Origin of the sequence: Pseudomonas sp. NFACC13-1 (assembly GCF_900104425.1) — a bacterium.
GTDB lineage: Bacteria > Pseudomonadota > Gammaproteobacteria > Pseudomonadales > Pseudomonadaceae > Aquipseudomonas > Aquipseudomonas fluorescens_AA.
On the sequence record NZ_FMXV01000011.1, the window covers coordinates 146,342 to 171,067 of the forward strand.

The window sequence follows — 24,726 nt, forward strand, 5'->3', positions numbered from 1 at the left end:
CCTGAACTGCCCATGCGCGTCGACCGTTTCCTCAGCAATCTGCCGCGATTCAATCGCCAACAAGTGCGCCTGTTGCTGGTGGAGCGCCGGGTGCGAATCGACGGCCAGACCGTCAACGATCCCCATGCACCGGTACGTGAGTTCAGCCGCGTCGAAGTCGACGACGAAGTGCTGCAAGCCGGCCGACCGGCGCGCTACTTCATGCTGCACAAGCCGCCCGGCTGCGTCAGTGCCACTCGCGACCCGCATCACCCCACCGTGCTCGACTGGCTGGACGAACCGGACAAGGACGACCTGCACATCGCCGGGCGCCTGGATTTCAACACCACCGGGCTGATGCTGATCACCAATGACGGCAGCTGGTCGCGGCGCCTGACCCAACCGCAGACCAAGCTGCCCAAGGTCTACTACGTCGAAACCGAGCGAACCATCACCGCCGAATACGCCGACACCTTCGCCAGAGGCCTTTATTTCGCCTTCGAAGACCTCACCACCCAGCCGGCGGAACTGACGCTGCTGGGGGAAAAATCGGCGCGCTTGAGCATCGTTGAAGGACGCTACCACCAGGTCAAACGCATGTTCGGCCACTTCGACAACAAGGTGCTGCGCCTGCACCGTGAATGCATGGGGCCACTGCTGCTGGACGCCAACCTTGAGCCCGGTCAGTACCGCGCCTTGACGCCTGAGGAAGTCAGCCTGATTCTGAGTCGATGACCGTCGGGCAGAAGTGTCGAACAATTTTCCGAGAGGTACTTGCGCAACGGTCGTGCCCCTGCTTGAATCAAACCGTCGGCCGAAATGTGACCGATGAGTCACCACATACTTCCAAGAAACTTTTTGCCGGCGGGAACCCTCAGGTTCCGCCTTGTCCGTCCGGCAAACTGCCCGCCATAACAACACCCGTCGACCGTCTTCCTTGGATCGACATGGGCCTTATCTTCCAGGCGTATGCCTACCTGTCACATTGCCCGTGCAATCTCATTGCGCGCATACCCGCTTGCCAGGAGTCTTATGACATGAGGCCAGAAATCGCTGTGCTGGATATACAGGGTCAGTATCGGGTTTACACGGAGTTCTATCGCGCAGACGCCGCACAAAAGACCATCATCCTGGTCAACGGCTCGATGGCCACCACTGCGTCGTTTGCACAGACCGCCAAAAACCTCTACCCGCAATTCAATGTCGTGCTGTACGACCAGCCCTACGCGGGCAAGTCCAAGGCTCACAATCGCCACGAGAAAATGCTGACGAAGGAGATCGAAGGGCAGATCCTCCTGGAGCTGATCGACCACTTCGCCGCCGAGCACGTGCTGTCGTTTTCCTGGGGCGGCGCCGCCACGCTGAGCGCCCTGGCCCATCGACCAAGGCGCATCGAAAAAGCGGTGATCAGCTCGTTCTCACCGGTGCTCAACGCGCCGATGCGCGACTACCTGGAACGCGGCGTGGATTACCTGAGCAGCCTGGACGGCGACCGTGTCGGGCACTTGGTCAACAACACCATCGGCAAACACTTGCCGCCGTTGTTCAAGCGCTTCAACCATCGCCACGTCAGCAGCCTGGCTGAACATGAGTACGGGCAGATGCACTTCCACATCACCGACGTGCTCCACAGCGACCAGCAGTGCTACGTCAACGTGGCCAGGAAAATCAACGTACCGGTGCTGTTCCTGAACGGCGAATGGGACGAATACACCTCGGCCGTCGACGCCAGGCTGTTCGCCAACCACGTCGAGCACAGCACCTTCAGCACGCTGCAAGCCACCGGGCACTTCCTGGACATGGAACACAAAGCCGCCTGCCGTGACAGCCGCAACGCCTTGCTGGGTTTCCTCACACCGGAACACCACGAAAGCCGACCGCGCTACAACTACGTGCAGGACTACCATGCACTGGCTATCTGAAACCGAGTCCTCGCGAGCAAGCCCCGCCCTACGCTTTTGGCGACGGGGCTTGCCCGCGAACGACCGCTCTGGTTTGAGCCTTGCGTAGACGAGTGACCTCGCCGTACGTAAAGAAAAACTTCAAATCCGCGGCCACATCTGGTACAAAGTCAGCCGCTCTGAGCGGGTGTCGTATAATGGCATTACTCCAGCTTCCCAAGCTGATAACGAGGGTTCGATTCCCTTCACCCGCTCCAATCGAATTCTGGTCCCCTGTCGTATGTTTTTTGACGGGGCATAAAAAACCGGCTCTTGGTGGCCGGTTTTTTTATGGCTGATATTTTGGAAGTGTGAGCTGATCTCCGAGGGTAGATAGATGGCTCCCGTCTACGTCCAAAATAAATACGTTCCCATTCCCCCACATTTCCCCAGCTTCGTTTCTTCGGCCGTAAGCTTACGCATCTCAGCCAACAATTTTCGGGTTTCGAACCTCGGACATAGTAATGAGAAAAATGAGTCCCTCGCCACATATCGCATGGCCCCGGGAGATTTGTAGGCAAAATCCGAAAACTGTGTAGGGGGTGCGCTTACCTTACTTTTCGGCGAGTTTTCGCCTTGTCGCCCTTGTCCTTCGATGGCTACTCTCCAGACGTCGCTGCAAATCAGCGATCGGGCTTGGGAACCCGTGAGTCATGCAACCGCGCTTCACGGGAGCTAGACAATGCGTACCTCGCAGCAAAACAGATCATTTTTAAACCAGCCAAATCTCAGGCCTCGAATTTACTGCTTCTCGATCAACGGAGGCAGACCATGAACGAAAACACTGAACTAAAAACCATCGGCTACACCCCCTTCAACTATTCCGCTGATCGAGCACTGTTCCGTGTCAACGGCGGCGTCCCTATCCAAGAGTCATTGGAGCGGGCGTCGGATCTTTTGCATCTCGCTCACCGGCTTGCCGAAGACGCGGCGTTTGAGAAGAGCACCGACCGCTACGCCTGGGCTGCGCATTTTTTGTTGGAGATGAGCAGGGCGGTGATTGATGACGTTGTGAAAGTCATTACGCCTAGATCGGAAGTTGAAGTTAGAAAAAAAGCCGAGAAACAATAGACAGACCGTACGTGGAGAATGGGAACCGCAAGATCCCCACCTAACGACAAAACAAAAAGCCTCGGCGTTTTTCGCAACGGGGCTTTTTGTATCTTGGCTGCCTACTTGTGTCGTTCATTGCTCAGCCCCCGGCAAATGCCCCAACGGCAACGCCCCCGGCGTCTTCACCGTATGAATCGCGAAGTTGCTGCGGATGTCACTCACCCCCGGCAACTTCAGCAGCCGCCCGGTGAGGAATCGGTCGTAGGCCCGCAGATCCGGCACCACCACTTGCAACAGGAAATCCGATTCGCCTGAGACCAGGAACGCCGAGATCACCTCCGGCAACGCCGTGACTGCCTGGCGAAACGCTTCGGCTTGTTCGTCGTTGTGTCGTTCGACCTTCACGCCGACAAATATCGTCAGCCCGAGGCCCACTTCGTCGCGGTCCAGGATGGCTTGGTAACCGCGAATGACACCAGCGTCTTCGAGCATTCGCACGCGGCGCAGGCAGGGTGACGGGGACAGGCCAATTTCTTCGGCCAGCTGCACATTGCTCAGCCGACCGTCACGTTGCAGCGCGGCGAGGATTTTGCGGTCGAAGGCATCCAGTTTCATAAATTGGAATTTCCCGATGGAATGACGTGATTACATGGCAGGTTATGCCAATTTCCAAAGCTTTATAAGCTGACTTCGCAAGCACCTGCCCTGCCCCTCGGCCCTAGACTGATACGACCGAATCGTCGATGAAGGGGATGTGGCATGGCAGAGCTCTGGTTGTTCCTGATGGCCTTGATGGTGGTGTATGTGCTGCCTGGGCCGGACATGATTCTGCTGCTGCAAACCGGTGCCCGCCAGGGCAGGGGCGGGGCGCTGGCGACGGCGGTGGGCCTGGGCGTCGCCCGAGGATGTCATGTCGCGCTGGCCGCATTGGGGCTCTCGGCATTGTTCAAGACCGCGCCCTGGACCTTTGATGCGGTGCGCCTGGCCGGGGCTGCCTACCTGTTATGGATCGGCTTTCAATGCCTGAGGACCACATTGTTGCCGAGTTTTGAAGGAGCCGGTATCGAGGTCGGAAAGCGGCGTTGGTATCAGGCGATTCGGCGTGGGCTGCTGACCAATCTGCTCAACCCGAAGGCATTGCTGTTTTGCTCGGTGTTGTTGCCGCAGTTCATCGATCCACAGGGCGGACCGGTGTTGGGGCAGTTTGCGACCCTGGGTGTGGTGTTGGTCAGCGTGGGCTTGTTGTTTGATAGCGCCTACGCGCTGGTAGGTGTCGCGCTTGGACGCTGGCTTCAACGCTCTCCTTCGGCCCAGCGCGTGCAGCAGTGGTTGTTTGGGAGTCTTTTGATTGGGTTTGCGGTGCGACTGACGTTTGTGCAGCAGGCCTAGTGCCTGTGGATAAGCTGGTCGGACGGGATCTGGAGCGAAGCAAACCGGGGGCTGCTACGCAGCCCAGCGGGAGCAAGCTCCCTCGCCAAGTGGCATCATCTGTCGCCATCACATTCCAAATGTCAGTAAATCGAACCAGGCGTCTTCTGATGTACTTCTTCACCATCGGGAATAGCGCACTAGCATGGGGTGCTAGGGGTCGAGCGGACCTTTCAGCCCCCTCAACTCCGTTCCCATTAAGCACCATTTGCAATGGTGGGATGCTCAGACTAGACTCCTCCCAAAACGGGAGGTAATGGGTGCGGATTATTGCGAGAGCTACCTTGCGGGAATTTTGGGAAAGTAATCCGGCTTATGCCGACTCTCAGATTCCACTGGTTGAATGGTATCGACACATGGAGAAAGCAACCTATCACACGCCTCAAGAGATTAAGGCAGAACTCGGAACAGCCAGCATTCTCAAAAGCAGCAGGGTTGTATTCAACATTGGCGGTAACAAATACCGAATCATTCTGGCGATCGACTATCAGCGCCAGCTCGGTTTTGTCCGGTTCGTCGGAACCCATGCCCAGTACGACCAAATTAATGCGGAGACCGTATGATGAACATCAAACCCATTCGCAGCCAAGACGACTTGAATGCAGCCTTTGCGCGCATCGAGCAACTCTGGGGTGCTGACGTCGGTTCGGCTGAAGGTGATGAGCTGGAAATCCTTGCCTTGCTAATCGAAAAATATGAGGACGAGCACTACCCAATGCCGCCTTCCGACCCAATTGAGGCCATCAAATTCCGGATGGACCAGCAAGGCTTGACCGCGCGCGACTTGGAACCGTTCCTCGGTTCGAGCGGGCGTGTATCTGAAGTGCTGAACCGCAAACGCAAACTGAGTCTGGCGATGATTAAACGCCTTCACGATGGATTGCGAATCCCTTACGAGAGCCTTTTGGCGGACGTTGCCTAATACGTGACGGCATCGACCAATCCTATCAAGCCGGTCCATCGTGACCGGTTTTTCATGTCCTCGTTTTAGTCATCACCACCCTCATCACATCCTGAAATAACTCACTACGTCTCCCCGCAGTCCTTACCAGGCGCGGCTTCTACACTTCGGAGCAACCCACTCACCCACCCGCCAGTGTCGCCCCTGGTGGTTATAGTGTTGATCGTTAAATTTCAGTAGGTATAGTACCCACCAAACACACCACACGGAGGTGTTGTGAATACCCGATTTTTGATAAGCCAGCTCATTGCAGACGGTTGGTATCGGGTGCGGGTTAGGGGAAGTCACCATCACTTCAAGCACCCGACCAAACCGGGGTTGGTCACGGTTCCTCATCCAAAGAAGGATCTGCTCAAGAAAACGGCCATCAGTATCTTGCAACAGGCGCTGCTTCAGACGGCCCATTGCGCGACGTTCCCGGAGGACGATGAATATGCTTTACCCGATTGCGATTTCCATGGGCGATGACAAACACGCCTGGGGTGTTGAAGTGCCGGATATTCCAGAGTGTTTTTCCGCAGGCGACGACCTGGACGAGGCCATGGCGATGGGGCGTGAGGCCATTGAGGGACATTTTGAAATTCTGGCTGAAGACGGCTCGCCGATTCCGCCGGCCAACACCGTCACCTTGCACGCCGCCAATCCGAAATATGCCGGCTGCACCTGGGCACTGGTGGACATTGATGTCACCAAGTACCTGGGCAAGGCGCAGAAGCTCAACATCACGTTGCCCGGTTATCTGCTCAATCGTATCGATGAATACGTGCTGCACCATCCTGAAGAGAAGAGCCGCTCCGGCTTCCTGGCGTCGGCAGCGCTGAAGGTGTTGCAACAAGGCCGGTGAGAAGCCGCCACCACCTGTGGGAGCGAGCTTGCTCGCGATAGCGCCGTGTCAGCCAACAGGGATGCTGCTGATCTGACGCTATCGCGAGCAAGCTCGCTCCCACAGGGGGTTTGCAATCGCTCCACCGATGGCGGCGAGCCGTCTATTTTTTCTCCGCCCCGGACTCTTGCATTTGCACCGAAGACTTGGTGCCGTCGGTGTTGTCCTTGGTCTCGTTATCCGAGTTGTCGAAACAGCCTTGCAGGACGAACAACCAGCAGGCGAGGCAAAAAGTGCGGGCGATATTCATGATGTACTCCAATGCCGAGGGCTTTGAGCAGTGACCTGCGAGAGCGGCAATGGTTGCGACTGTCATCGTGCCGGACGATGAACGTCGACGGATGTTGGCGACTGAAATGTAAGTAGAATTTTCACCGCCTCGTTGCTGTCACACCAGACAGGTGCATCCAATAAGGAAACACGGCAATGACGTTCGCAAAAATCGCTCAAAAACTGGCCCTCTGGGCGGGGAGCCCCAAGACATTCCTGGGGGCCATCGTGTTGTTGGCATTGTGGGCAGTCAGCGGACCTTTCTTCGGCTTCAACGACACCTGGCAATTGATCATCAACACCTCGACCACCATCATCACCTTCCTCATGGTGTTCCTGATCCAGAATACGCAGAACCGCGATACGGACATCCTGCATCTCAAGATCGACGAGTTATTGCGGGCGACCAAGGATGCACAGAACGCAATGCTCGGCCTCGAGTCGCTGGACCTCAAGCAACTGGAAGCGCTGAGAAAGCACTACCAGGCCATGGGCAAAGACGAAGCCAAGAGCCTTGACGGCCTGGAACAGAAAAACAAGATCGACCTGAACCAGTGCTGATGCAAAGGCGCGAGTGGTGTTGCGCCACTCGCGCACGTTGCCGGCATCAAGGCAACGGGTTGCCTCCCGTCACGCCAAATACTTCCCCAGTGATGTAACTCGACTCCTGCGATGCCAATAGAACATACAGTGGCGCGCACTCAGCCGGTTGGCCTGGGCGCTTCATGGGTACCTGGGAGCCAAAGGTAGGAATCTTTTCCCGAGGCTGACCGCCGCTCGGTTGCAGCACGGTCCAGATCGGCCCCGGCGCCACGGCATTGACCCGGATACCTTTGCCGATGACCTGCCCGGCCAGCGCCTTGGTGAACGCGACGATGGCCGCCTTGGTAGTGGCGTAATCCAACAGCGTCGCGGACGGGTCGTAGGATTGGATCGATGCGGTATTGATGATGGTCGCCCCCGCCGGCATCAGCGGCACCGCGGTCTTGCAGATCCAGAACATCGCATAGATGTTGGTCTTCATGGTGTCGTCAAACTGCGCGGTGGTGATGTCGGCGATGTCTTTTTGCGCCTCCTGCTTGCCGGCAACGTTCACCAGGATATCCAGCCCGTCGAGTTGCTGTTGCGCCATCTTGACCATTTGTACACAGAACGCCTCGTCCTTGAGGTCGCCAGGAATCGCAATGGCCTTGCGGCCCTCGGCTTCGATCAGCTCGATGACTTGCCGGGCGTCGCGTTCTTCGCTGGGTAAATAGTTGATCGCGACATCAGCGCCTTCCCGGGCGTAGGCGATGGCCGCGGCTCGGCCAATCCCCGAATCACCACCGGTGACCAGGGCCTTGCGTCCCTCCAGGCGCCCGAAACCTCGGTAACTTTTTTCGCCATGATCGGGTTGCGGCAGCATGTCCTGGTCGATGCCCGGTGGTGATTGTGGCTGGTCGGGAAATTGCGGGCGCGGATATTGGGTCAGTGGGTTCTGCATCGCGTATTGGTTGGGTTCTCGGCGTGTGGACATCGAGGTTCTCCTTTTCGGCGGGCAAAATCAGCCGGGACGCTGACGCCCCGGTCCTGAATGTCAAAGCAGATACAGCAGATCAACGGCTGGCCTGCAGTGCCTTGGCCATTTCGAGATGGGTCTGCAACTTGGGCAGGGTTTCGTCAGCGAAGGCCTTGATCTCTGGCACTTCGGTGGTCTGGGCCTGCTGCTGAATCTGCGCGATGGCCTCCTCGGTAGCCTTGACCTGGCTGGCGGCATACGCCGCTTCGAACGACTCGCCTTCCGTGACCTGCGGCATCAAGGCCTTGGCCTTGTCGGCCACTTCCTCCCGGGGAGCGACAGGCAAGTCGAGCTTCTTGGCGATCTTCGCCAGATGCTGATTGGCGGTGGTGCGGTCGTTGATCACCATAATGGTGTAGTCCTTGACCTCCCTGGATTCGGCTTTTGCGTGGGCCATGCGACTTGTCTCGATGTCGGCCATGCCCTTGGCGGAAGCATCGTCGATGAATTCGGCAGGCGATTGGGCCCAGGCACTGTTGACACCCAGGCCCATCAGCACGATGAGACTGGTGGTGCGAAAAAAGCTGGCCATACGGCTCATGGTCGCGCCCTCCTCTGATATAAAGTTCTGGTGGGTTATCCACCGTTGAATCAGAACCAGCCATGAATATTCAGCGAGACGTCCGACCCGGCTTTCGACGGGCTTCTATCGACGGTCGTGATGGTGGTTCTCCCACCTTTGCGACCTGCTTCGGACACCTTCGTTCGATCATGAGCAATGTTTGTCGGATAAACATTGCTTGAACCAGGCATGGTTCAGCCCTCCTTGTATTCGAATGGGATACGAGCTGAAGGTTTGAGAAAGGTGCTGGCGCCACGACGAACGGTGACGCGCTATCAAATGCCGGACGTCCGGTGATTTTGACGTTTGGCGGCGTACATCGCCTCGTCGGCGTGGCGGAACAGCGCGACATCTTCAGTGCCATGGTCGGGGAAACAGGCCACGCCGATGCTCGGTTCGATGCTCAGGCAGTGCCCGTCCAGACGCAGCGGCTGGGCCAGTGCATGGTGGATTTTTTCCCGCACGCTGTGGGCATCCTCCAAGGCCTGGATGCTGTGCAGCAGCACCACGAACTCGTCTCCGCCGATGCGCGCCACGGTGTCGGTGTCGCGGATACAGCCCTTGATACGATTGGCCACCGCCTGTAACAGCATGTCACCCACTCCGTGGCCATAGGTGTCGTTGACCTGTTTGAAACGGTCCAGGTCGATATACAGCAAAGCCATGCGCCCGGATGCGGCGCGGGCGGTCGCCAGTGCGCACTTGAAACGTTCACGAAGCAATTCGCGGTTGGGCACCTGGGTCAACTGATCGTACTGAGCCATATGCTGCAATCGGGCATGCAACTGCTTGCGTTCGATGGCAATGGTGATCTGTGCGCAGACGTATTGCAGCAGTTCCTTGTCCTGTTCGGTGTAGCGCTCGTTGTCCGGCGCACTCTTGACGATCAACGCGCCAATCGTGCCACTCTGCGAATTCAGCGGCACGCCCAACCAACACGGCGCGTCCGGCTGCGCCACCAGGTCGTTGAACCCCGCTGGCAGCGAGGTGCCGCCGGGTGTCAGCAGGATCGGCTGACCGCTGCGAATCACCTCGGCGCACAAACGGCCGGTGACCGTGCCCGGCAACTCAGGCTGCCCTTCCCGATCATCGACGTGATAGGGGAAGTTCAGCTGCGAACATTGTTCGTCATACAGCGCCACCGAGAAATTCAGCGCCGGCAGCCACTCGCCAATAATCAGGTGGACGCGCTTGAACAGCGCCAGCAAGTCAGCCGCGGCATGGGCCGCCTCGGAAATCGCATACAACGCCGCCTGCCGGGACTCGGCCTGCTTGCGTTCAGTGATGTCCCGGGCCACGGCAATGCGCAGTTGGTCCACCGGCGACCAGCGCGCCGACCACAGGATATGTACCACCCGCCCGTCCTTGCGCAGGTAGCGATTCTCGAAATTGAGCTTGGGCTCGCCCCCCATGATCTCCCGCGCCGCCTCGAGGGTCCGCTGGCGGTCGGCAGGGTGCACCAGATCGATCATCGCCTGGCCGATCAGCTCCTGCGGGGTGTAGCCGAAAATGCGCTCGCAGGCGGCACTGACAAACACGAAACGCCCTTGACCGTCGACGGCACACACGGCATCCAGCAGAAGGTCGATGTAGCTGGCCAGCGGCGCGGAACTTGAAGTGTCCATGGGGCTGGAGGTCATCCGGATAATGCAACGGTGAGCGAAGCGGGCAATGGTCAGTTCGTGACGTCGTACAACGAGCGAGACCGACGCGCCCAATACCGATGAGGATAGCGCAGGCGATCAGACTAAAGGGGATGAAACGCTTGGCAAGCGCTGCCACTCGCGTAAAGAACACCATGCCCGCATACGGTGCCTATCGACAGGCCTTCAGCCGTGACGCCAAGTCGCCATAAAAAACCACACTGCGATCCAGATCGGTGACCGAAAGGTTCAGATGATTGAGGCCTGAGAGCATCGGCAAGCAACCTTTAGAAAAGCGTGATAACCCAGCGGGCCTGGGGCAAATCCGTGGTGTTCCCAAGCTCCGACAGTGCCGATGGATTCCCCGGCCAGGGTCCTAGGCAAAGTCCTACGTGGAAATCCCCAGTGACACTCAAACATGCCGGAAACAGCCGATTCAAAGCCCTGCACAACAATCTGTAAAGTCTGGAAACACACCACGCTCGCAACACCCACGGACAGCACCATCAACCAAGGAATGTAATCGCGCCATGGACCAGACTGCTCAACCACCTCATTACTTCACCAACTACCGCAAGCTCATTTCCCTCGCTGACCAGAATTGGCAGGGCACCGAGGCCGGAAAAATCTCAGGGCTGAATGTCGAGGTCAAGACCCCCAATGTGCTGGTCGACCAATACGGTCGGACCTTTCATCACTTCTGTACCACGTCCTACCTGGGCCTGGACTATCACCCCGCGCTGCTGGACGGCGCCATGACCGCCCTGTGGGAAGCCGGGACCCTGCGGGTCGCCAACTCAAGGAATCGCTGCAAGCTGGCGATCCTGGACCAGTACGAAAGCCAACTGTCGGAGCTGTTCGGCGCCAGTTGCCTCAGTGCCCTGTCCTGCAGTGCGGCAAGCGCCGGGATCCTGCCGTTGCTGGCCAGCGGCGCATTCACCGATCATCGCGCGCCCGTCATGGTATTCGACAAACAGGCCCATTACTCGATGAACCACAGCAAGGCCGCCTGCGCCGACGAAACCCAGGTCATCACCTGCCCGCACAACGACATGGATTTCATCGAAGACGTGTGCAAACGCCAGCGCGACGTGGCGTATGTGGCCGACGGCGCCTACAGCATGGGCGGGATGGCGGACCTGGACAGCCTGATGTATCTCAAGCAGCGCTATGGCTTGTTTCTTTACCTGGACGACTCTCACGCCCTGTCTGCCGTCGGGGAATCCGGCGCCGGCCTGGTCCGTTCGCGCATCCCCGCGGTGGACGAGCGCACCCTGATCGTTGCCTCGCTGGCCAAGTCTTTCGGTGCCAGCGGCGGGCTGGTCATGTTTGGCTGTGAACGGTACAAGGCGCTGGTGCAGCGCTACGGTGGGCCGAGCAATTGGTCCCAGAGCCTGAACGCGGCGGCCATCGGTGCCGGCATGGCGTCGATCCGCCTGCACCGCAGCCGCGAATTCAGTGCCTTGCAGGAGCGTTTGCAGGCTAATATCCGCCTCTTCGACAGCCTCGTGCGGACCGGACAGCGCGGCACCCCCATGGCGATCCGTATGGTGCCTTGCGGTGAAGCGGCCCTGGCCAACAGCCTGGCGGTCGAACTGGCCGAACGGGGGTATTTCACCTCGGCGGTATTTTTTCCCGTGGTGCCGCAAGGCAAGGCTGCCATTCGCATTACCCTGCGCGCCGACATGGAGCCGGACGTGATTCGCTCGTTTTGTGAAACGATCACCGAACTGCTGCTGACCCACGGGCGTGACCTCCGCCCTTGAGACAGGACGCTCGATGAAGAACCGTACAACCCTGATCCTCACCTGCACCACTGTTTTCCTGGCACAACTGGGCATGAGCATCTACTTGCCGGCCCTGCCCGCTATCGCCCGGGATCTGGGTACCGATGCGTCCCCGGTTTCCTGGGGCCTGTCGGTGTACCTGATCGGCATGGCGCTGCCCATGTTGCTGTGGGGCAGCCTGAGCCAGCGCTTGGGGCGCAAACCGGTCTTGCTGGCGGCACTGGGGTTGTATGGCCTGGGCAACCTGGCCCTGCCGCTGGGTACAAGCGTGGAGGCGTTCCTGACGTTCAGGTTGATTCAGGGCATCGGTGCCAGCGGTATTTCGGTGATGGCGCGGGTCTTGATTCGCGACAGTTTCAGCGGCGACCTGCTGGCCAAGGCCTTGTCCTGGATATCGATCGCCTTTGTGATTGCCCTCGGTATCGGCCAGTACCTGGGCTCGCTGATCCAGGCCGCTTTCGGCTGGGAGGCGATTTTCCATGGTTTGGGCGCCGTCAGCCTGGCCATGGCAGCGGCGGTGTCCCGGGCCAGGTTCCCGATATTGGTGCACGCCAGCAATGGACAATCGGCATGGGGGATCTATGGGCAGATATTCCGACAACGCGCGTTCCTGCTGCCGGCCATGGCCGGTGGGCTGGGCTACGGCGTGATCGTCGCCTTCAATACCGCCGCGCCGCTGATCCTGCAGGAAAGCTTCCACTGGTCGGCCATCGAGTACGGCCTGCTGGGCTGGCCGATCAGTGCGGCGTACCTGCTCGGGGCGCTGGCGGTGAACGCGTTTGTGCTTCGCACCGGTCAACGGCGAATGATGGGCTGGGGCATCGCGCTGGTGCTGGGCGGCAGCATGACCATGCTGGCAGGCAGCCTCACCCTGAGCGGCATCGCGCTGCTCTTCTGGCTGCCGTATTGCTTCGCGGTGTTTGGCCAATCGTTGATCTATCCCATCAGCCTGTCCCTGGCCAACGAAGGCTCACCGGTGGCCGGCGCTTATGCCATGGCGTTGAGCGGGTTCCTGCATCAACTGATGGCCTCGGTGATCGGCGCCACGGCCAGCCTGTTGTTGAGCCAACAGGCCTGGCCGTTGGCGGCGTTGTGCGTGCTGCTGGGGGGGGCGGCGATGCTCTGTGTGAGGTTCGTGCCGCCCCGGGCCCCTTAGAACGCGCTGCGGAAAATCTCTTCGATCTGCCGCTGGTCCGCCGCCCGTGGGTTGGTCAGGCCGCACGCGTCTTTCAAGGCGTTGGCGGCCAGCAACGGTACGTCGTTGAGGCGCACGCCCAAGTCACGCAAACCGGCCGGAATATCCACGTCATGGGCCAGGCCGCGGATCGTCGCAATAGCGCTCCGTGCCCCCTCTTCCGGGCTGAAACCACGTGTATCGACGCCCATGGCATGGGCCACGTCGCTCAGACGAGCGGCGCACACCGAGGCGTTGAAGCTTTGTACATGGGGCAACAACACCGCGTTGCACACGCCGTGAGGCAAGTCGTAAAAACCACCCAGTTGATGGGCCATGGCGTGCACGAAACCCAACGACGCATTGTTGAACGCCATCCCCGCGAGAAACTGCGCGTAGGCCATGTTTTCCCGCGCCGCCAGATCGTTGCCGTCGTGCACGGCCAGGCGCAGGTTGTCGCTGATCAGGGTCATGGCCTTCAGGGCGCAGGCATCGGTAATCGGATTGGCGGCAGTGGACACATAAGCCTCGATCGCATGGGTCAGCGCATCCATGCCGGTGGCAGCCGTCAGGCCCTTGGGCATCGCCACCATCAGCGCCGGGTCGTTCACCGACATCAGCGGGGTCACATTGCGATCGACAATTGCCATTTTCACGTGGCGTGTCTCGTCGGTGATGATGCAAAAGCGGGTCATTTCGCTGGCGGTGCCGGCCGTGGTGTTGATGGCGATCAGCGGCAATTGCGGCTTGCTCGAACGGTCGACGCCTTCATAGTCACTGATCTGCCCGCCGTTGGTGGCGCACAGGGCGATGCCCTTGGCGCAATCGTGAGGGGAGCCGCCGCCCAGGGACACCACGAAATCGCACCGGCTTTCCATCAACAAACCCAGGCCGAGCTCGACATTGGCAATGCTCGGGTTGGGCTTGGCACCGTCGAAAATCACCGAATCGATGTCCTGCAGCGCCAGCAGTTCGGCCACCTTGCTGGCGACACCGGCCTTGGCCAGCCCCACGTCGGTGACAATCAGCGCCTTGCGAAAGCCGTAGTTGCGGATGGCGGTCATCGCTTCATCCAGGCAACCCAGCCCCATGATGTTCACGGCGGGAATGAAAAAAGTACTGCTCATGGGGTCACACTCCTGGTAGAGGCCGGATCGGCAGGACCTACAGCATGACCCAGTAGTCATGACGCATCTTGATCTGGCTCAAGACTGGAGCGTGATAAAGTCGCGACCTGCCTTTGCCACGTTTTGAGATGATCCTTGCGATGACCGATTTCCAGGAATACGACACCCGGCTCGAAGACTGGGAGGCCGTGCGCGCCGATACCGCCTTCAGCGGCCTGCTGGTGGGCAATGGGGCCAGCCGCGCGGTGTGGGACGATTTCGGCTATGACTCGCTGTTCGAAAACGCCCGCACCGTCGAGGAGAAACCCTTGAGCCCGTCGGAACTGAGCGTGTTCGACGCGATGCAGACCCGCAGTTTCGAACAGGTGCTCGGGGCACTGAAAACCACCAGTCGGGTCAACAAGGCCCTGGCCGTCAGCTCCGCCGCCCCGCGTAACCGCTATTACGCGATCAAGGAAGCGCTGATCAACACCGTGCACGCGGTGCACATCCCATGGCGGCTGGTGCAACCGTCGACCCTGGCGACGCTCAACCAGGAGCTGAGCCGCTACCGCACAGTGTTCACCACCAACTACGACCTGCTCAACTACTGGGCGATCCAGCATGGGGCCGAGACCATCAGCGACCTGTTCTTCGGCGACGATCACAGTTTCGACCTGAGCCAGGTGACCACGGACAAACCGCGCTTGCTGTACCTGCACGGTGGCCTTCACCTAGTGCGCAACCAGGACGGCACGGCGCGCAAGCTCACGTCCACCGAGGGCACCTTGCTGGGCAGTTTCGCCATCAACAACACGATCAAGACCCTCGACGACGTGCCGCTGTTCGTCAATGAAGGCCCCAGCGCCGACAAGCTCAAGACCATCCGCAGCAGCGATTACCTGTCGTTCTGCTACGACCAGTTGCTGCGCCATGGCGACAACCTGTGCCTGTTCGGCCATGCCCTGGGCGAGCAGGACCGGCACATTGTCCATGCCCTGCGCCTGGCCGCACCGAAAACCTTGGCGATTTCGATCTACCCGCGCAGCCAGGCGTTCATCCAGCACCAGAAACGGCATTACGCCAAGGTCTTCCATGGGCTGGAGGTGCAATTGCGCTTCTTCGATGCCAAGAGCCATCCGCTGGGCGATCCGAAGCTGTCGGTGCCGGTGGAGATTTAGCGTAAAGCCTGTATGGGTCACGACCCTATGGATTAGAGACAGGCTGGACTTGTGGCGAGGGGATTTATCCCCGCTGGGGTGCGCAGCAGCCCTCGAACATGACTACTCGGTGTGCCGGACAGACCGAGTTTTTCGCTTTTTAGGGAGCTGCGCGCCCAGCGGGGATAAATCCCCTCGCCACAGGATCGCAGCATTGCGTCGGTTGGTTTGCCGTCAAAGCGCGCCAAGGCCTTATCCCTGGCACCAACGATGTCGCAGCGCTACAGGGTGATGGCCGTGCCCAGCAAGGTCAGGAACCCCGCCAGCCAGTTCGGGTGCGCAGGCCAGGCCGGTGCGGTCGCCAGGTTGCCCTGGACATGGCCCTCGGTCACCGGAATGTCGATATAGGTCCCGCCCGCCAGGCGTACTTCCGGAGCACACGCCGGGTAGGCGCTGCATTCGCGTCCTTCAAGAATGCCTGCCGCGGCCAGCAATTGCGCACCGTGGCACACCGCGGCAATCGGCTTGCCCACCAAGTCGAAATCACGCACCAGTTGCAGGACCGCTTCGTCCAGACGCAGGTATTCCGGCGCACGCCCACCCGGCACCAGCAGGGCGTCATAGTCAACGGCCTGGACACTGGCAAAATCATGATTGAGGGCAAACAAGTGCCCCGGCTTTTCGCTGTAGGTCTGGTCGCCTTCGAAATCGTGGATCGCCGTACGCACCGTCTGCCCGGCCTTTTTGCCCGGGCACACGGCATGTACGGTGTGACCGATCATCTGCAAGGCCTGGAATGGCACCATGACTTCATAATCTTCGACGTAATCGCCGACCAGCATCAGGATTTTCTTGGCGGCCATGGGTTGGGCTCCTTTGGAAATGCGTGAGGGGTGAACGCATTAAAGGTAGTCCGGTAAGTCGGCGGATGAGCGATAACCCGTCATTACCTGACGGGCTGCACAAAAATGAACAGGACAGTCTGTGGGAGCGAGCTTGCTCGCGATTCAGGCGATGGGGTTCTTTCAGGCACACCGCGTCATCGTTCCATCGCGAGCAAGCTCGCTCCCACAGGGGGGTTGGGTGCTAACAGTAGAACTCAGGCGAGATAACCATCCGCCCGCAGTAGCGTTTCCAGGCAGTGCTCGGTGATGTGGTAGAAGGCCTTGAGTGCTTCGATTTTTGCCAGCAGCTCGCAGGGATCCACAGGTTCGGCGCGCTTGACGGCCAGGATCATTTTGTTCTTGTTGGTGTGGTCCAGGGAGATGAACTCGAAGACCTTGGTCTCGTAGCCGCAGGCTTCCAGGAACAGCGCCCGTAAACTGTCGGTGACCATTTCCGCCTGCTGGCCCAGGTGCAGGCCGTATTGCAGCATCGGCTTGAGCAAGGCCGGGCTCTGGATCTGCAGGCGGATCTGCTTGTGGCAGCACGGCGAGCACATGATGATCGAGGCACCCGAGCGAATGCCCATGTGGATCGCGTAGTCGGTGGCGATGTCGCAGGCATGCAAGGCAATCATCACATCCACCGCGCTCGGCGCTACGCTGCGCACGTCGCCGTGCTGGAAGCTCAGGCCCGGGTGCTCCAGCCGCGCGGCGGCTTCGTTGCACAGCTTGACCATGTCCTCGCGCAGCTCGACACCGGTCACCACGCCTTCAGCCTGCAAGGTGTTGCGCAGGTAATCGTGGATAGCGAAGGTCAGGTAGCCCTTGCCCGAACCGAAATCCGAGACCCGCACCGGTTTGTCCAGGGCCAGTGGCGAAGACGTCAGCGCGTGGCTGAAGACCTCGATGAACTTGTTGATCTGCTTCCACTTGCGCGACATCGCCGGAATCAGCTCGTGCTTGTGGTTGGTCACGCCCAGGTCGGCCAAAAATGGCCGGCTCAGGTCGAGGAAGCGGTTCTTCTCGCGGTTGTGCTCGGCAGACGGCACTTCCCGCAGTTGCTGGGGCTTGCTCTTGAACAACGAGCTTTTGCCCTTTTTGCTGTACTCCAGTTGCGCCTCGTCAGTGACCGCCAGCAAATGCGCGTTCTTGAACGACGCTGGCAACAATGCGGCGATGGTGTCCACGCCTTCGGCCAGCGGGAAATTCTTGGTGATGTCGCGAGTCTTGTAGCGGTAGACGAAGGACAGGCACGGCTGATCCTTGACCGTCAGCTGCTTGATGATCAGTCGCTGGAGGTCCGCCTCATCCCCGACGTACTTGGCCAGCACCAGTTTGATGAAAGCGTTTTGTTCAAGGCTGGTGTGCAGCAGTTCGATGAACTGGGCGTGGTGATCCGGCGCGGGACGGGCTGGAGTTGCGGTGGCGGACATGGACAAGCGGCCTCGGGGCGGGCGGATCGGAGAATGGCGGGTATTTTAGGGGGGATGGGGGATGACGGCACGGGGAATTTCATGTGGCGAGGGGATTTATCCCCGCTGGTCTGCGCAGCAGACCCAACCAGGCAATAAGGTATCCCTGCATAACCGATTGTCGGCTTTTTAGGGGGCCTACGGCCCAACGGGGATAAATCCCCTCGCCACAGATAAATTTCCCTCGCTACAACGGTGTCCGGCAGAAATTTATCTCAGCCCAGCACCACCAACCGATTCGGCAGCTCATTACGCTCATGAGTCACCGGCACATGTGCCTTGAGCAATTCGCCACAGGCCGCGATGCAAGTCACGAAGCCTTCCAGCGTCTGCCCCTGGCGAACCTGCTGGGTGAACGTCGCGACGATGGCGTCCCAGCATGTGTTGTCCAGGTGTTTGGAAATACCCTCATCGACGAGGATTTCCACATACCGCTCGGCCTCGCAGACAAAGATCAGCACGCCCGTGCTGCCCACGGTGTGGTGCAGGTTTTGCTCGAGAAATTGCCGGCGTGCCAGGTTGGAGGCCCGCCAGTGACGCACGGAACGGGGAATCAGGTGGGTGGTGATCCTTGGGATGCGAAACACCAGGCACAACACGATGAAACTGACCCACTGCACCAGCAACAGGCTGTGCAGGGCCAACCAACCGGTGAGGTAATGGACCGCGCCGGGCACCACCAGCGCCAGCAGGCTCGCCCATAGCAGTGGGATGTAAGCGTAGTCGTCGGCGCGGGCGGCCAGCACTGTGACCAGTTCGGCGTCGGTATGCTGCTCGACCCGGGCGATGGCCTCGGCGACCTTGCGTTGTTCGTGTTCAGTCAGTAATGCCATGGTTAAAAGTGCCTGCTCATTATTATTGTCACCAGCCGCCCGACGAACCGCCGCCCCCGAAACTGCCACCGCCACCGCTGAAGCCGCCACCGCCGCCTCCACCGCTGAAGCCGCCCCCACCGGCGCTGCCCGAACCGCTGGAGCCACCGCGCCCGGCCGGCAGGATACCGAGCATCTGGCAGACCGATATCGTCAAAATAAACAGGATCACCAGGAAGATGAACAGCCCGGCATGGCGCTCGACAAAATCGCCCTGCTCCTGCTGTCCATCCGTGCTGTAGGCCGGCGCCGGCTCGTCCAGCGGGCTGCCGCCCAGCACCACCAGCATCGCCGCGACGCCGTCGCTGATGCCTTTGTTGAAGTTGCCAGTCTTGAAGGCCGGCGTGATCACCTGGTTGATGATCACCGAACTCTGGGCATCGGTCAGGCGATCCTCCAGGCCGTAGCCCACCTCGATGCGCAGTTTACGGTCATCCCGGGCGACGATCAGCAGCGCGCCATTGTTTTTATCCTTCTGCCCGATGCCCCAGTGGCGCCCCAGCTGATAGCCGAAATCTTCGATGCTGCTGCCCTGCAGGTCCGTCAGGGTCACGACCACCACCTGTTCGCCGGTCGCCTGTTCATGGGCCTTGAGCTGCGTCTCCAGTTGTGCGCGCACCGAAGGGTCGAGCATCTGGGCGGTGTCCACCACACGCCCGGTCAACGCTGGAAACTTCAATTCGGCCTGTGCCGTGACTGCAAACACCCAGAGCAACAGCACCAGGCCAATTTTCAACACGCGCATTGGAACTCCTGTGTGGGAGCGAGCTTGCTCGCGATAGCGGTGGGTCAGCTTGCAGCAATGCTGAATGTGCCGCCGCCATCGCGAGCAAGCTCGCTCCCACAACGCTTCAAACTGCCGGATTGATCAAAACTTCACTTCAGGGGCTTTTTCGGCATCGGGGCTGGTGGCCTCGAACGTTTCGCGCAGCGGCAGGTCGCTGTACATCACGCTGTGCCACAGGCGGCCCGGGAACGTACGGATCTCGGTGTTGTACTTCTGCACCGCCAGGATGAAGTCGCGGCGTGCCACGGCGATGCGGTTCTCGGTGCCTTCGAGCTGCGATTGCAGCGCCAGGAAATTCTGGTTGGCCTTGAGGTCCGGATAACGCTCGGACACCACCATCAGCCGGCTCAAGGCGCCGGTCAACTGGTCCTGGGCCTGTTGGAACTGCTTGAGTTTTTCCGGGTTGTCCAAGGTACTGGCATCCACCTGGATCGACGTGGCCTTGGCCCGCGCCTCGATCACCGCGGTGAGGGTTTCCTGCTCGTGCTGGGCGTAGCCCTTGACGGTTTCCACCAGGTTGGGAATCAGGTCGGCACGGCGCTGGTACTGGTTCTGCACCTGGCCCCAGGCGGCCTTGGCCTGTTCGTCCAGGGTCGGAATGTTGTTGATGCCACAACCGGCCAGCAGCGTAGCGAACAGCATCAGGGCCAGCATTCGCAGGCCGGTGCGGTGGTTCAGTCGTAGATTCATCGGGTGACGCTCTCCGTTGCATGCATTGGGTAAAACACTGCCACCTATCTCACCGGCGTCTGGGGCATAATCTGCCGCCGCACTGGATTGAATCGGGTCGATGGGCTAAAAGATGCGCAGTGCGAAACTAAGTTCAGCCCAATGGGTTCGAAAGTGTGCTGTATTTAGCCGAACAACAATAGCCGCTCCTCACATTTTGGCTGACCGGCGTGTCCTGATCACCGCCCTTTAGGCTTGCGAGAAAACTATTCATGAAGAAGCTGTGTTTGCTGGGCCTGTTTGTCAGTCTGGCCAGTCAATCCGTATTAGCCGACAACCTGCCCGCCCCCATAGAGAACAAGGACGCGTTCATCAGCAACCTGATGAAGCAAATGACCCTCGAAGAGAAGATCGGCCAATTGCGCCTGATCAGTATCGGCCCGGAAATGCCCCGGGAGATGATTCGCAAGGAAATCGCCGCCGGCAACATCGGCGGCACGTTCAACTCCATCACTCGCGATGAGAACCGTCCGATGCAGGACGCGGCCATGCGCAGTCGGTTGAAGATCCCGATGTTCTTCGCCTATGACGTGATCCACGGCCACCGCACGATTTTCCCGATCCCCCTGGCCCTGGCCTCGAGCTGGGACATGGACGCCATCTACCACTCCGGGCGCATCGCCGCCCAGGAAGCCGCGGCCGACAGCCTGGACATTACCTTCGCGCCCATGGTCGACATTTCCCGCGACCCACGTTGGGGCCGGACCTCCGAAGGTTTCGGCGAGGACACCTACCTGGTGTCGCGCATCGCCGGGGTGATGGTCAAGGCCTTCCAGGGCAACGGCGCCAACGCGGCCGACAGCATCATGGCCAGCGTCAAGCACTTCGCCCTCTACGGCGCAGTGGAAGGCGGCCGGGACTACAACACCGTGGACATGAGTCCGCTGAAAATGTACCAGGACTACCTGCCGCCCTACCGCGCCGCCATCGACGCCGGAGCCGGCGGGGTGATGGTCGCGCTGAACTCCATCAACGGCGTGCCGGCCACCGCCAACACCTGGCTGATGAACGACCTGCTGCGCAAGGAATGGGGCTTCAAGGGCCTGGCAGTCAGCGACCACGGCGCCATCTTCGAACTGATCAAGCACGGCGTCGCCAAGGACGGTCGCGAAGCGGCGAAACTGGCGATCAAGGCCGGCATCGACATGAGCATGAACGACTCGCTCTACGGCAAGGAACTGCCCGGGCTGCTCAAGGCCGGCGAGATCGAACAGAGCGACATCGACAACGCCGTGCGCGAAGTGCTCGCGGCCAAATACGACATGGGCCTGTTCAAGGACCCGTACCTGCGCATCGGCAAGGCCGAGGACGACCCGGCCGACACCTACGCCGAAAGCCGCCTGCACCGCGCCGATGCCCGTGACGTGGCACGCCGCAGCCTGGTCCTGCTGGAAAACCGCAACCAGACCCTGCCCCTGAAGAAGACCGCCAGGATCGCCCTGGTCGGCCCGCTGGCCAAGGCACCGATCGACATGATGGGCAGTTGGGCCGCGGCCGGGCGCCCTGCGCAATCGGTCACCCTGTTCGATGGCATGACCCGCGCCCTGGGGGCTGAGTCGAAGCTGATCTACGCCCGAGGGGCCAACATCACCGCCGACAAGAAGGTGCTCGACTACCTGAATTTCCTCAACTTCGATGCCCCGGAAGTGGTGGATGACCCACGTCCGGCCCAGGTGCTGATCGACGAAGCGGTGCAAGCCGCCAAGGATGCCGATGTGGTGGTGGCCGCCGTGGGTGAGTCCCGTGGCATGTCCCATGAGTCGTCGAGCCGTACCGAACTGAACATCCCGGCCAGCCAACGCGAGCTGATCAAGGCCATGAAGGCCACCGGCAAGCCGCTGGTGCTGGTGCTGATGAATGGCCGTCCGCTGTCGTTGCTGGAAGAAAAGCAGCAGGCCGATGCGATCCTGGAAACCTGGTTCAGCGGCACCGAAGGTGGCAACGCCATCGCGGACGTGCTGTTCGGCGACTACAACCCGTCGGGCAAGCTGCCGATCACCTTCCCACGCTCGGTGGGGCAGATTCCGACCTACTACAACCACCTGAGCATTGGCCGGCCGTTCACGCCGGGCAAGCCGGGCAACTACACCTCGCAGTACTTCGATGACACCACCGGCCCGCTCTACCCGTTCGGCTACGGCCTGAGCTACACCGAGTTCAGCTTGTCGGACATGGCCTTGTCATCGACCACGTTGAACAAGACCGGCAAGCTCGATGCCAGCGTGACCCTGGAAAACACCGGCAAGCGTGACGGCGAAACCGTGGTGCAGTTGTACATCCAGGACGTGACCGGCTCGATCATTCGCCCGGTGAAAGAGCTGAAGAACTTCCGCAAGGTAATGCTCAAGGCCGGCGAGAAGAAAGTCATCCACTTCACCATCACCGAAGACGACCTGAAGTTCTACAACGCCCAACTCAAGTACGGGGCAGAACCGGGCAAGTTCAACGTGCAGATCGGCCTGGATTCCCAGGACGTGAAGCAGCAGAGTTTTGAGTTGCTCTGACCTTCAGGCCACGCAAAACCCATGTGGGAGCGAGCTTGCTCGCGATAGCGGCTTAACATTCAACTGAGATGTTGACTGTCAGACCGCCATCGCGAGCAAGCTCGCTCCCACAGTTGTATCTGGGTGCTTGAGCTAACCGCGTCGATCCAACAGATTCACCACCACCCGATCCACCAACCCCCACACCCGCTGCTTGAACCGCTTCCACAGCGGTCGGCGCTGCCAGGCGTCGAGGTTGACTTGCAGGCTCTGGGCGAAATCCCGTTCGAAACTGGCCGCCACGGCGCTGCTGAGCCTGGAATCCAGGGCTTCCAGATTGGCTTCCAGATTGAAGCGCAGGTTCCAGTGATCGAAATTGCAGGAGCCGATGCTGACCCAATCATCCACCAACACCATTTTCAGGTGCAGGAAACACGGCTGGTACTCGAAAATCTGCACGCCGGCCCTGAGCAATCGCGGGTAGTAACGGTGCCCGGCGTAGCGCACGGACGGGTGGTCGGTGCGCGGGCCGGTCAGCAGCAGGCGTACGTCGATGCCCCGGGCGGCGGCCTTGCGCAAGGAGCGGCGCACGTTCCAGGTCGGCAGGAAATACGGCGTCGCCATCCAGATGCGCTTCTGGCCGCTGTTCAACGCCCGGGACAGCGATTGCAGGATGTCGCGGTGCTGGCGGGCGTCGGCATACGCCACCCGGCCCATGCCCTCCCCCGCCGGCGGGACGCGGGGCAGGCGCGGCAGGCCGAAGTTGGACGCCGGTTTCCAGGCTTGACGATGGCGGTTGGCGAGCCACTGGCGGTCGAACAGCAATTGCCAGTCGAGCACCAGCGGGCCGACGATTTCCACCATCACCTCATGCCAGTCGCTGTGGTCGTCGAGAGGATTCCAGAATTCATCGGTCACCCCGGTGCCACCGACCACGGCCAGGCGTTGGTCCACCAAGAGCAGCTTGCGGTGATCCCGATAAAGGTTGCGCACCCAGCGGCGCCAACTCAGGCGATTGTAGAAGCGCAACTCCACCCCGGCCTCGGTCAGGCGCTTGCGCAGGGCCAGGGTAAACGCCAGGCTGCCATAGTCATCGAACAGGCAGCGCACGCGAACGCCCCGCTCGGCGGCCTGCACCAGTGCCTGGACCATCGCCTCGGCGCAGGCCCCCGCCTCCACCAGGTACAGCTCCAGCTCGACCTGCTCCTGGGCACGGGCGATTTCCACCAGCATGCGTGGGAAGAACTGTGGGCCGTCGATCAACAGCTCGAAGCGATTGCCTTCACGCCAGGGAAAGACCGGGCCGCTCATGTCAGCGCGCCGTGAAGATCAGCACCGCACTCACCGGCACCGACAGGCTGATGGCCGACAACCCGGCCAGGTGGCGCAGCTTTTCCAGACCCGGCGCCAGATCGAAATCCGCCGCGTTGAGCACCACCGGCTCCAAAGTCACCACTTGGAAGCGACGTTCATCCAGGCGAGTCGCCAGCAGTTCGACGGGGTACTCATGCTGCTTGCCGTGCAGGTTCACCGTCAGCGGCAGGCGCAACTCCAACTGTGCGCCATTGGCCAGGTCCTGGATCGGCGCCAGGTCGATCCTGGCGGTAACGGTGGCTTCGGCGAATTGCTTGATCTGGAACAACTCGGCGCGCATGCGCTCGTCCCGCAGGGGGATGCCGCTGTTGATGGATTCCAGCTCCACTTCCAGGCGCGCCAAACCGTCGGGCTGGACTTGGCCGTGCAGCACCAGGAACCGCTGGACCTCGGAAACGTTGCCGTTTTTGCTGCTGATAAACGACAGCCGCGACGATTCGCCGTCCAGGTACCAGTCGGCCTGGGCCGGCAGCGCTGCGCAGGCCAGCAGCAAGCTGGCGACGGCGCGAGGGGAAAACCGCTTGAACATACACACTCGGGGGGCAGATAAACCTGTGGCGAACCTTAACCGGGCCGAGGGCGCTTGCAAACAGTCTGTTTCAACAACTTCCAGAAACACAC

25 protein-coding genes, 1 tRNA gene and 1 pseudogene are annotated in these 24,726 nt (G+C 60.3%); 14 read left to right on the plus strand and 13 right to left on the minus strand.

Annotated elements, in window-relative coordinates; genetic code table 11:
* Positions 1–12: 12 nt before the first annotated feature.
* From BLQ55_RS15760 to BLQ55_RS15775, 4 genes are all read left to right on the plus strand, one after another.
* Positions 13–714 (plus strand): pseudouridine synthase, encoded by a 702-nt coding sequence (locus BLQ55_RS15760; RefSeq protein WP_092255015.1) that lies wholly within the window; start codon positions 13–15, stop codon positions 712–714.
* A 302-nt stretch (positions 715–1,016) separates the two neighbouring features.
* Complete coding sequence (locus BLQ55_RS15765) at positions 1,017–1,901, plus strand: alpha/beta fold hydrolase (protein WP_092204412.1); 885 nt, start codon at positions 1,017–1,019, stop codon at positions 1,899–1,901.
* Positions 1,902–2,063: 162 nt separating this feature from the next.
* Positions 2,064–2,137: transfer RNA gene (locus tag BLQ55_RS15770), tRNA-Gly, on the plus strand.
* Positions 2,138–2,690: 553 nt separating this feature from the next.
* Positions 2,691–2,990: a DUF3077 domain-containing protein gene (locus BLQ55_RS15775; RefSeq protein WP_092255018.1), complete on the plus strand. Its 300-nt coding sequence runs from the start codon at positions 2,691–2,693 to the stop codon at positions 2,988–2,990.
* A 114-nt stretch (positions 2,991–3,104) separates the two neighbouring features.
* Here BLQ55_RS15775 and BLQ55_RS15780 read toward each other — a convergent pair whose 3' ends face one another.
* Positions 3,105–3,587, minus strand: a complete 483-nt coding sequence (locus BLQ55_RS15780) for an Lrp/AsnC family transcriptional regulator (protein WP_060743072.1) — start codon at positions 3,585–3,587, stop codon at positions 3,105–3,107.
* A 144-nt stretch (positions 3,588–3,731) separates the two neighbouring features.
* Between BLQ55_RS15780 and BLQ55_RS15785 the strand changes: the two genes are divergently transcribed.
* The 5 genes and pseudogenes from BLQ55_RS15785 to BLQ55_RS15805 all read left to right on the plus strand — a co-directional run bounded on the left by BLQ55_RS15785 (position 3,732) and on the right by BLQ55_RS15805 (position 6,205).
* Positions 3,732–4,361 (plus strand): LysE family translocator, encoded by a 630-nt coding sequence (locus BLQ55_RS15785; protein WP_092255021.1) that lies wholly within the window; start codon positions 3,732–3,734, stop codon positions 4,359–4,361.
* Positions 4,362–4,660: 299 nt separating this feature from the next.
* Entirely contained in the window at positions 4,661–4,963 is a 303-nt protein-coding gene (locus BLQ55_RS15790) for a type II toxin-antitoxin system HigB family toxin (RefSeq protein WP_092255024.1), read from the plus strand.
* Entirely contained in the window at positions 4,963–5,322 is a 360-nt protein-coding gene (locus tag BLQ55_RS15795) for a helix-turn-helix domain-containing protein (RefSeq protein WP_092204408.1), read from the plus strand. The genes BLQ55_RS15790 and BLQ55_RS15795 overlap by 1 nt, the downstream gene beginning before the upstream one ends.
* A gap of 255 nt (positions 5,323–5,577) precedes the next feature.
* Positions 5,578–5,754: pseudogene (locus tag BLQ55_RS15800) on the plus strand (type II toxin-antitoxin system HicA family toxin); the annotation flags it as partial.
* Positions 5,755–5,794: 40 nt separating this feature from the next.
* Complete coding sequence (locus tag BLQ55_RS15805; RefSeq protein WP_092255031.1) at positions 5,795–6,205, plus strand: type II toxin-antitoxin system HicB family antitoxin; 411 nt, start codon at positions 5,795–5,797, stop codon at positions 6,203–6,205.
* A gap of 142 nt (positions 6,206–6,347) precedes the next feature.
* Here BLQ55_RS15805 and BLQ55_RS32185 read toward each other — a convergent pair whose 3' ends face one another.
* Positions 6,348–6,494, minus strand: coding sequence for a hypothetical protein (locus BLQ55_RS32185; RefSeq protein ID WP_176814220.1), 147 nt, complete (start codon positions 6,492–6,494; stop codon positions 6,348–6,350).
* A 176-nt stretch (positions 6,495–6,670) separates the two neighbouring features.
* On the opposite strand from BLQ55_RS32185, the gene BLQ55_RS15810 reads away from it, so the two are divergent.
* The gene (locus BLQ55_RS15810; protein ID WP_092204405.1) at positions 6,671–7,075 is read left to right on the plus strand and encodes a low affinity iron permease family protein; all 405 of its coding nucleotides are present in this window, start codon (positions 6,671–6,673) and stop codon (positions 7,073–7,075) included.
* A gap of 46 nt (positions 7,076–7,121) precedes the next feature.
* Here BLQ55_RS15810 and BLQ55_RS15815 read toward each other — a convergent pair whose 3' ends face one another.
* From BLQ55_RS15815 to BLQ55_RS15825, 3 genes are all read right to left on the minus strand, one after another.
* Positions 7,122–8,030, minus strand: coding sequence for an SDR family oxidoreductase (locus BLQ55_RS15815; protein WP_092204404.1), 909 nt, complete (start codon positions 8,028–8,030; stop codon positions 7,122–7,124).
* 79 nt (positions 8,031–8,109) lie between these two features.
* The gene (locus tag BLQ55_RS15820; RefSeq protein ID WP_092255034.1) at positions 8,110–8,613 is read right to left on the minus strand and encodes a DUF4142 domain-containing protein; all 504 of its coding nucleotides are present in this window, start codon (positions 8,611–8,613) and stop codon (positions 8,110–8,112) included.
* A gap of 296 nt (positions 8,614–8,909) precedes the next feature.
* A complete protein-coding gene (locus tag BLQ55_RS15825; RefSeq protein ID WP_092255037.1) occupies positions 8,910–10,259 on the minus strand; it encodes a sensor domain-containing protein in 1,350 nt (449 codons plus the stop codon).
* Between the two features lie 548 nt (positions 10,260–10,807).
* Between BLQ55_RS15825 and BLQ55_RS15830 the strand changes: the two genes are divergently transcribed.
* Positions 10,808–12,043, plus strand: a complete 1,236-nt coding sequence (locus BLQ55_RS15830; RefSeq protein WP_092255040.1) for an aminotransferase class I/II-fold pyridoxal phosphate-dependent enzyme — start codon at positions 10,808–10,810, stop codon at positions 12,041–12,043.
* A 13-nt stretch (positions 12,044–12,056) separates the two neighbouring features.
* Positions 12,057–13,220 (plus strand): MFS transporter, encoded by a 1,164-nt coding sequence (locus BLQ55_RS15835; RefSeq protein WP_092255042.1) that lies wholly within the window; start codon positions 12,057–12,059, stop codon positions 13,218–13,220.
* Here BLQ55_RS15835 and yiaY read toward each other — a convergent pair.
* Positions 13,217–14,365 carry an L-threonine dehydrogenase gene (gene yiaY, locus BLQ55_RS15840; protein WP_092255045.1) on the minus strand — a complete coding sequence of 383 codons (1,149 nt, stop codon included), beginning with the start codon at positions 14,363–14,365 and terminating at the stop codon, positions 13,217–13,219. The genes BLQ55_RS15835 and yiaY overlap by 4 nt on opposite strands.
* Before the next feature lie 140 nt (positions 14,366–14,505).
* Between yiaY and BLQ55_RS15845 the strand changes: the two genes are divergently transcribed.
* Positions 14,506–15,525, plus strand: a complete 1,020-nt coding sequence (locus tag BLQ55_RS15845; RefSeq protein WP_092204398.1) for a DUF4917 family protein — start codon at positions 14,506–14,508, stop codon at positions 15,523–15,525.
* A gap of 260 nt (positions 15,526–15,785) precedes the next feature.
* Here BLQ55_RS15845 and BLQ55_RS15850 read toward each other — a convergent pair whose 3' ends face one another.
* From BLQ55_RS15850 to BLQ55_RS15870, 5 genes are all read right to left on the minus strand, one after another.
* A complete protein-coding gene (locus BLQ55_RS15850) occupies positions 15,786–16,367 on the minus strand; it encodes a DJ-1/PfpI family protein (protein ID WP_092204397.1) in 582 nt (193 codons plus the stop codon).
* Between the two features lie 236 nt (positions 16,368–16,603).
* Complete coding sequence (locus BLQ55_RS15855) at positions 16,604–17,821, minus strand: class I SAM-dependent methyltransferase (RefSeq protein ID WP_092204396.1); 1,218 nt, start codon at positions 17,819–17,821, stop codon at positions 16,604–16,606.
* A gap of 254 nt (positions 17,822–18,075) precedes the next feature.
* A complete protein-coding gene (locus tag BLQ55_RS15860; RefSeq protein ID WP_092204395.1) occupies positions 18,076–18,693 on the minus strand; it encodes a TPM domain-containing protein in 618 nt (205 codons plus the stop codon).
* A 28-nt stretch (positions 18,694–18,721) separates the two neighbouring features.
* Positions 18,722–19,477 carry a TPM domain-containing protein gene (locus BLQ55_RS15865; protein WP_092204394.1) on the minus strand — a complete coding sequence of 252 codons (756 nt, stop codon included), beginning with the start codon at positions 19,475–19,477 and terminating at the stop codon, positions 18,722–18,724.
* Between the two features lie 123 nt (positions 19,478–19,600).
* A complete protein-coding gene (locus BLQ55_RS15870; RefSeq protein WP_092204393.1) occupies positions 19,601–20,209 on the minus strand; it encodes a LemA family protein in 609 nt (202 codons plus the stop codon).
* Between the two features lie 251 nt (positions 20,210–20,460).
* Between BLQ55_RS15870 and bglX the strand changes: the two genes are divergently transcribed.
* The gene (bglX, locus tag BLQ55_RS15875; RefSeq protein WP_092204392.1) at positions 20,461–22,752 is read left to right on the plus strand and encodes a beta-glucosidase BglX; all 2,292 of its coding nucleotides are present in this window, start codon (positions 20,461–20,463) and stop codon (positions 22,750–22,752) included.
* A gap of 132 nt (positions 22,753–22,884) precedes the next feature.
* Here the strand turns inward: bglX and BLQ55_RS15880 are convergent, their stop codons facing one another.
* The gene (locus BLQ55_RS15880) at positions 22,885–24,042 is read right to left on the minus strand and encodes a phospholipase D-like domain-containing protein (RefSeq protein ID WP_092255048.1); all 1,158 of its coding nucleotides are present in this window, start codon (positions 24,040–24,042) and stop codon (positions 22,885–22,887) included.
* Between the two features lies 1 nt (position 24,043).
* Positions 24,044–24,634 (minus strand): YceI family protein, encoded by a 591-nt coding sequence (locus tag BLQ55_RS15885; RefSeq protein ID WP_092204390.1) that lies wholly within the window; start codon positions 24,632–24,634, stop codon positions 24,044–24,046.
* Positions 24,635–24,726 lie beyond the last annotated feature (92 nt).

Coding starts and splice junctions, on each gene's coding strand:
- BLQ55_RS15760 (WP_092255015.1), top strand. CDS start 13: ATGCGCGTCGACCGTTTCCTCAGCAATCTGCCGCGATTCAATCGCCAA.
- BLQ55_RS15765 (WP_092204412.1), top strand. CDS start 1,017: ATGAGGCCAGAAATCGCTGTGCTGGATATACAGGGTCAGTATCGGGTT.
- BLQ55_RS15775 (WP_092255018.1), top strand. CDS start 2,691: ATGAACGAAAACACTGAACTAAAAACCATCGGCTACACCCCCTTCAAC.
- BLQ55_RS15780 (WP_060743072.1), bottom strand. CDS start 3,587: ATGAAACTGGATGCCTTCGACCGCAAAATCCTCGCCGCGCTGCAACGT.
- BLQ55_RS15785 (WP_092255021.1), top strand. CDS start 3,732: ATGGCAGAGCTCTGGTTGTTCCTGATGGCCTTGATGGTGGTGTATGTG.
- BLQ55_RS15795 (WP_092204408.1), top strand. CDS start 4,963: ATGAACATCAAACCCATTCGCAGCCAAGACGACTTGAATGCAGCCTTT.
- BLQ55_RS15805 (WP_092255031.1), top strand. CDS start 5,795: ATGCTTTACCCGATTGCGATTTCCATGGGCGATGACAAACACGCCTGG.
- BLQ55_RS32185 (WP_176814220.1), bottom strand. CDS start 6,494: ATGAATATCGCCCGCACTTTTTGCCTCGCCTGCTGGTTGTTCGTCCTG.
- BLQ55_RS15810 (WP_092204405.1), top strand. CDS start 6,671: ATGACGTTCGCAAAAATCGCTCAAAAACTGGCCCTCTGGGCGGGGAGC.
- BLQ55_RS15815 (WP_092204404.1), bottom strand. CDS start 8,030: ATGTCCACACGCCGAGAACCCAACCAATACGCGATGCAGAACCCACTG.
- BLQ55_RS15820 (WP_092255034.1), bottom strand. CDS start 8,613: ATGAGCCGTATGGCCAGCTTTTTTCGCACCACCAGTCTCATCGTGCTG.
- BLQ55_RS15825 (WP_092255037.1), bottom strand. CDS start 10,259: ATGGACACTTCAAGTTCCGCGCCGCTGGCCAGCTACATCGACCTTCTG.
- BLQ55_RS15830 (WP_092255040.1), top strand. CDS start 10,808: ATGGACCAGACTGCTCAACCACCTCATTACTTCACCAACTACCGCAAG.
- BLQ55_RS15835 (WP_092255042.1), top strand. CDS start 12,057: ATGAAGAACCGTACAACCCTGATCCTCACCTGCACCACTGTTTTCCTG.
- yiaY (WP_092255045.1), bottom strand. CDS start 14,365: ATGAGCAGTACTTTTTTCATTCCCGCCGTGAACATCATGGGGCTGGGT.
- BLQ55_RS15845 (WP_092204398.1), top strand. CDS start 14,506: ATGACCGATTTCCAGGAATACGACACCCGGCTCGAAGACTGGGAGGCC.
- BLQ55_RS15850 (WP_092204397.1), bottom strand. CDS start 16,367: ATGGCCGCCAAGAAAATCCTGATGCTGGTCGGCGATTACGTCGAAGAT.
- BLQ55_RS15855 (WP_092204396.1), bottom strand. CDS start 17,821: ATGTCCGCCACCGCAACTCCAGCCCGTCCCGCGCCGGATCACCACGCC.
- BLQ55_RS15860 (WP_092204395.1), bottom strand. CDS start 18,693: ATGGCATTACTGACTGAACACGAACAACGCAAGGTCGCCGAGGCCATC.
- BLQ55_RS15865 (WP_092204394.1), bottom strand. CDS start 19,477: ATGCGCGTGTTGAAAATTGGCCTGGTGCTGTTGCTCTGGGTGTTTGCA.
- BLQ55_RS15870 (WP_092204393.1), bottom strand. CDS start 20,209: ATGAATCTACGACTGAACCACCGCACCGGCCTGCGAATGCTGGCCCTG.
- bglX (WP_092204392.1), top strand. CDS start 20,461: ATGAAGAAGCTGTGTTTGCTGGGCCTGTTTGTCAGTCTGGCCAGTCAA.
- BLQ55_RS15880 (WP_092255048.1), bottom strand. CDS start 24,042: ATGAGCGGCCCGGTCTTTCCCTGGCGTGAAGGCAATCGCTTCGAGCTG.
- BLQ55_RS15885 (WP_092204390.1), bottom strand. CDS start 24,634: ATGTTCAAGCGGTTTTCCCCTCGCGCCGTCGCCAGCTTGCTGCTGGCC.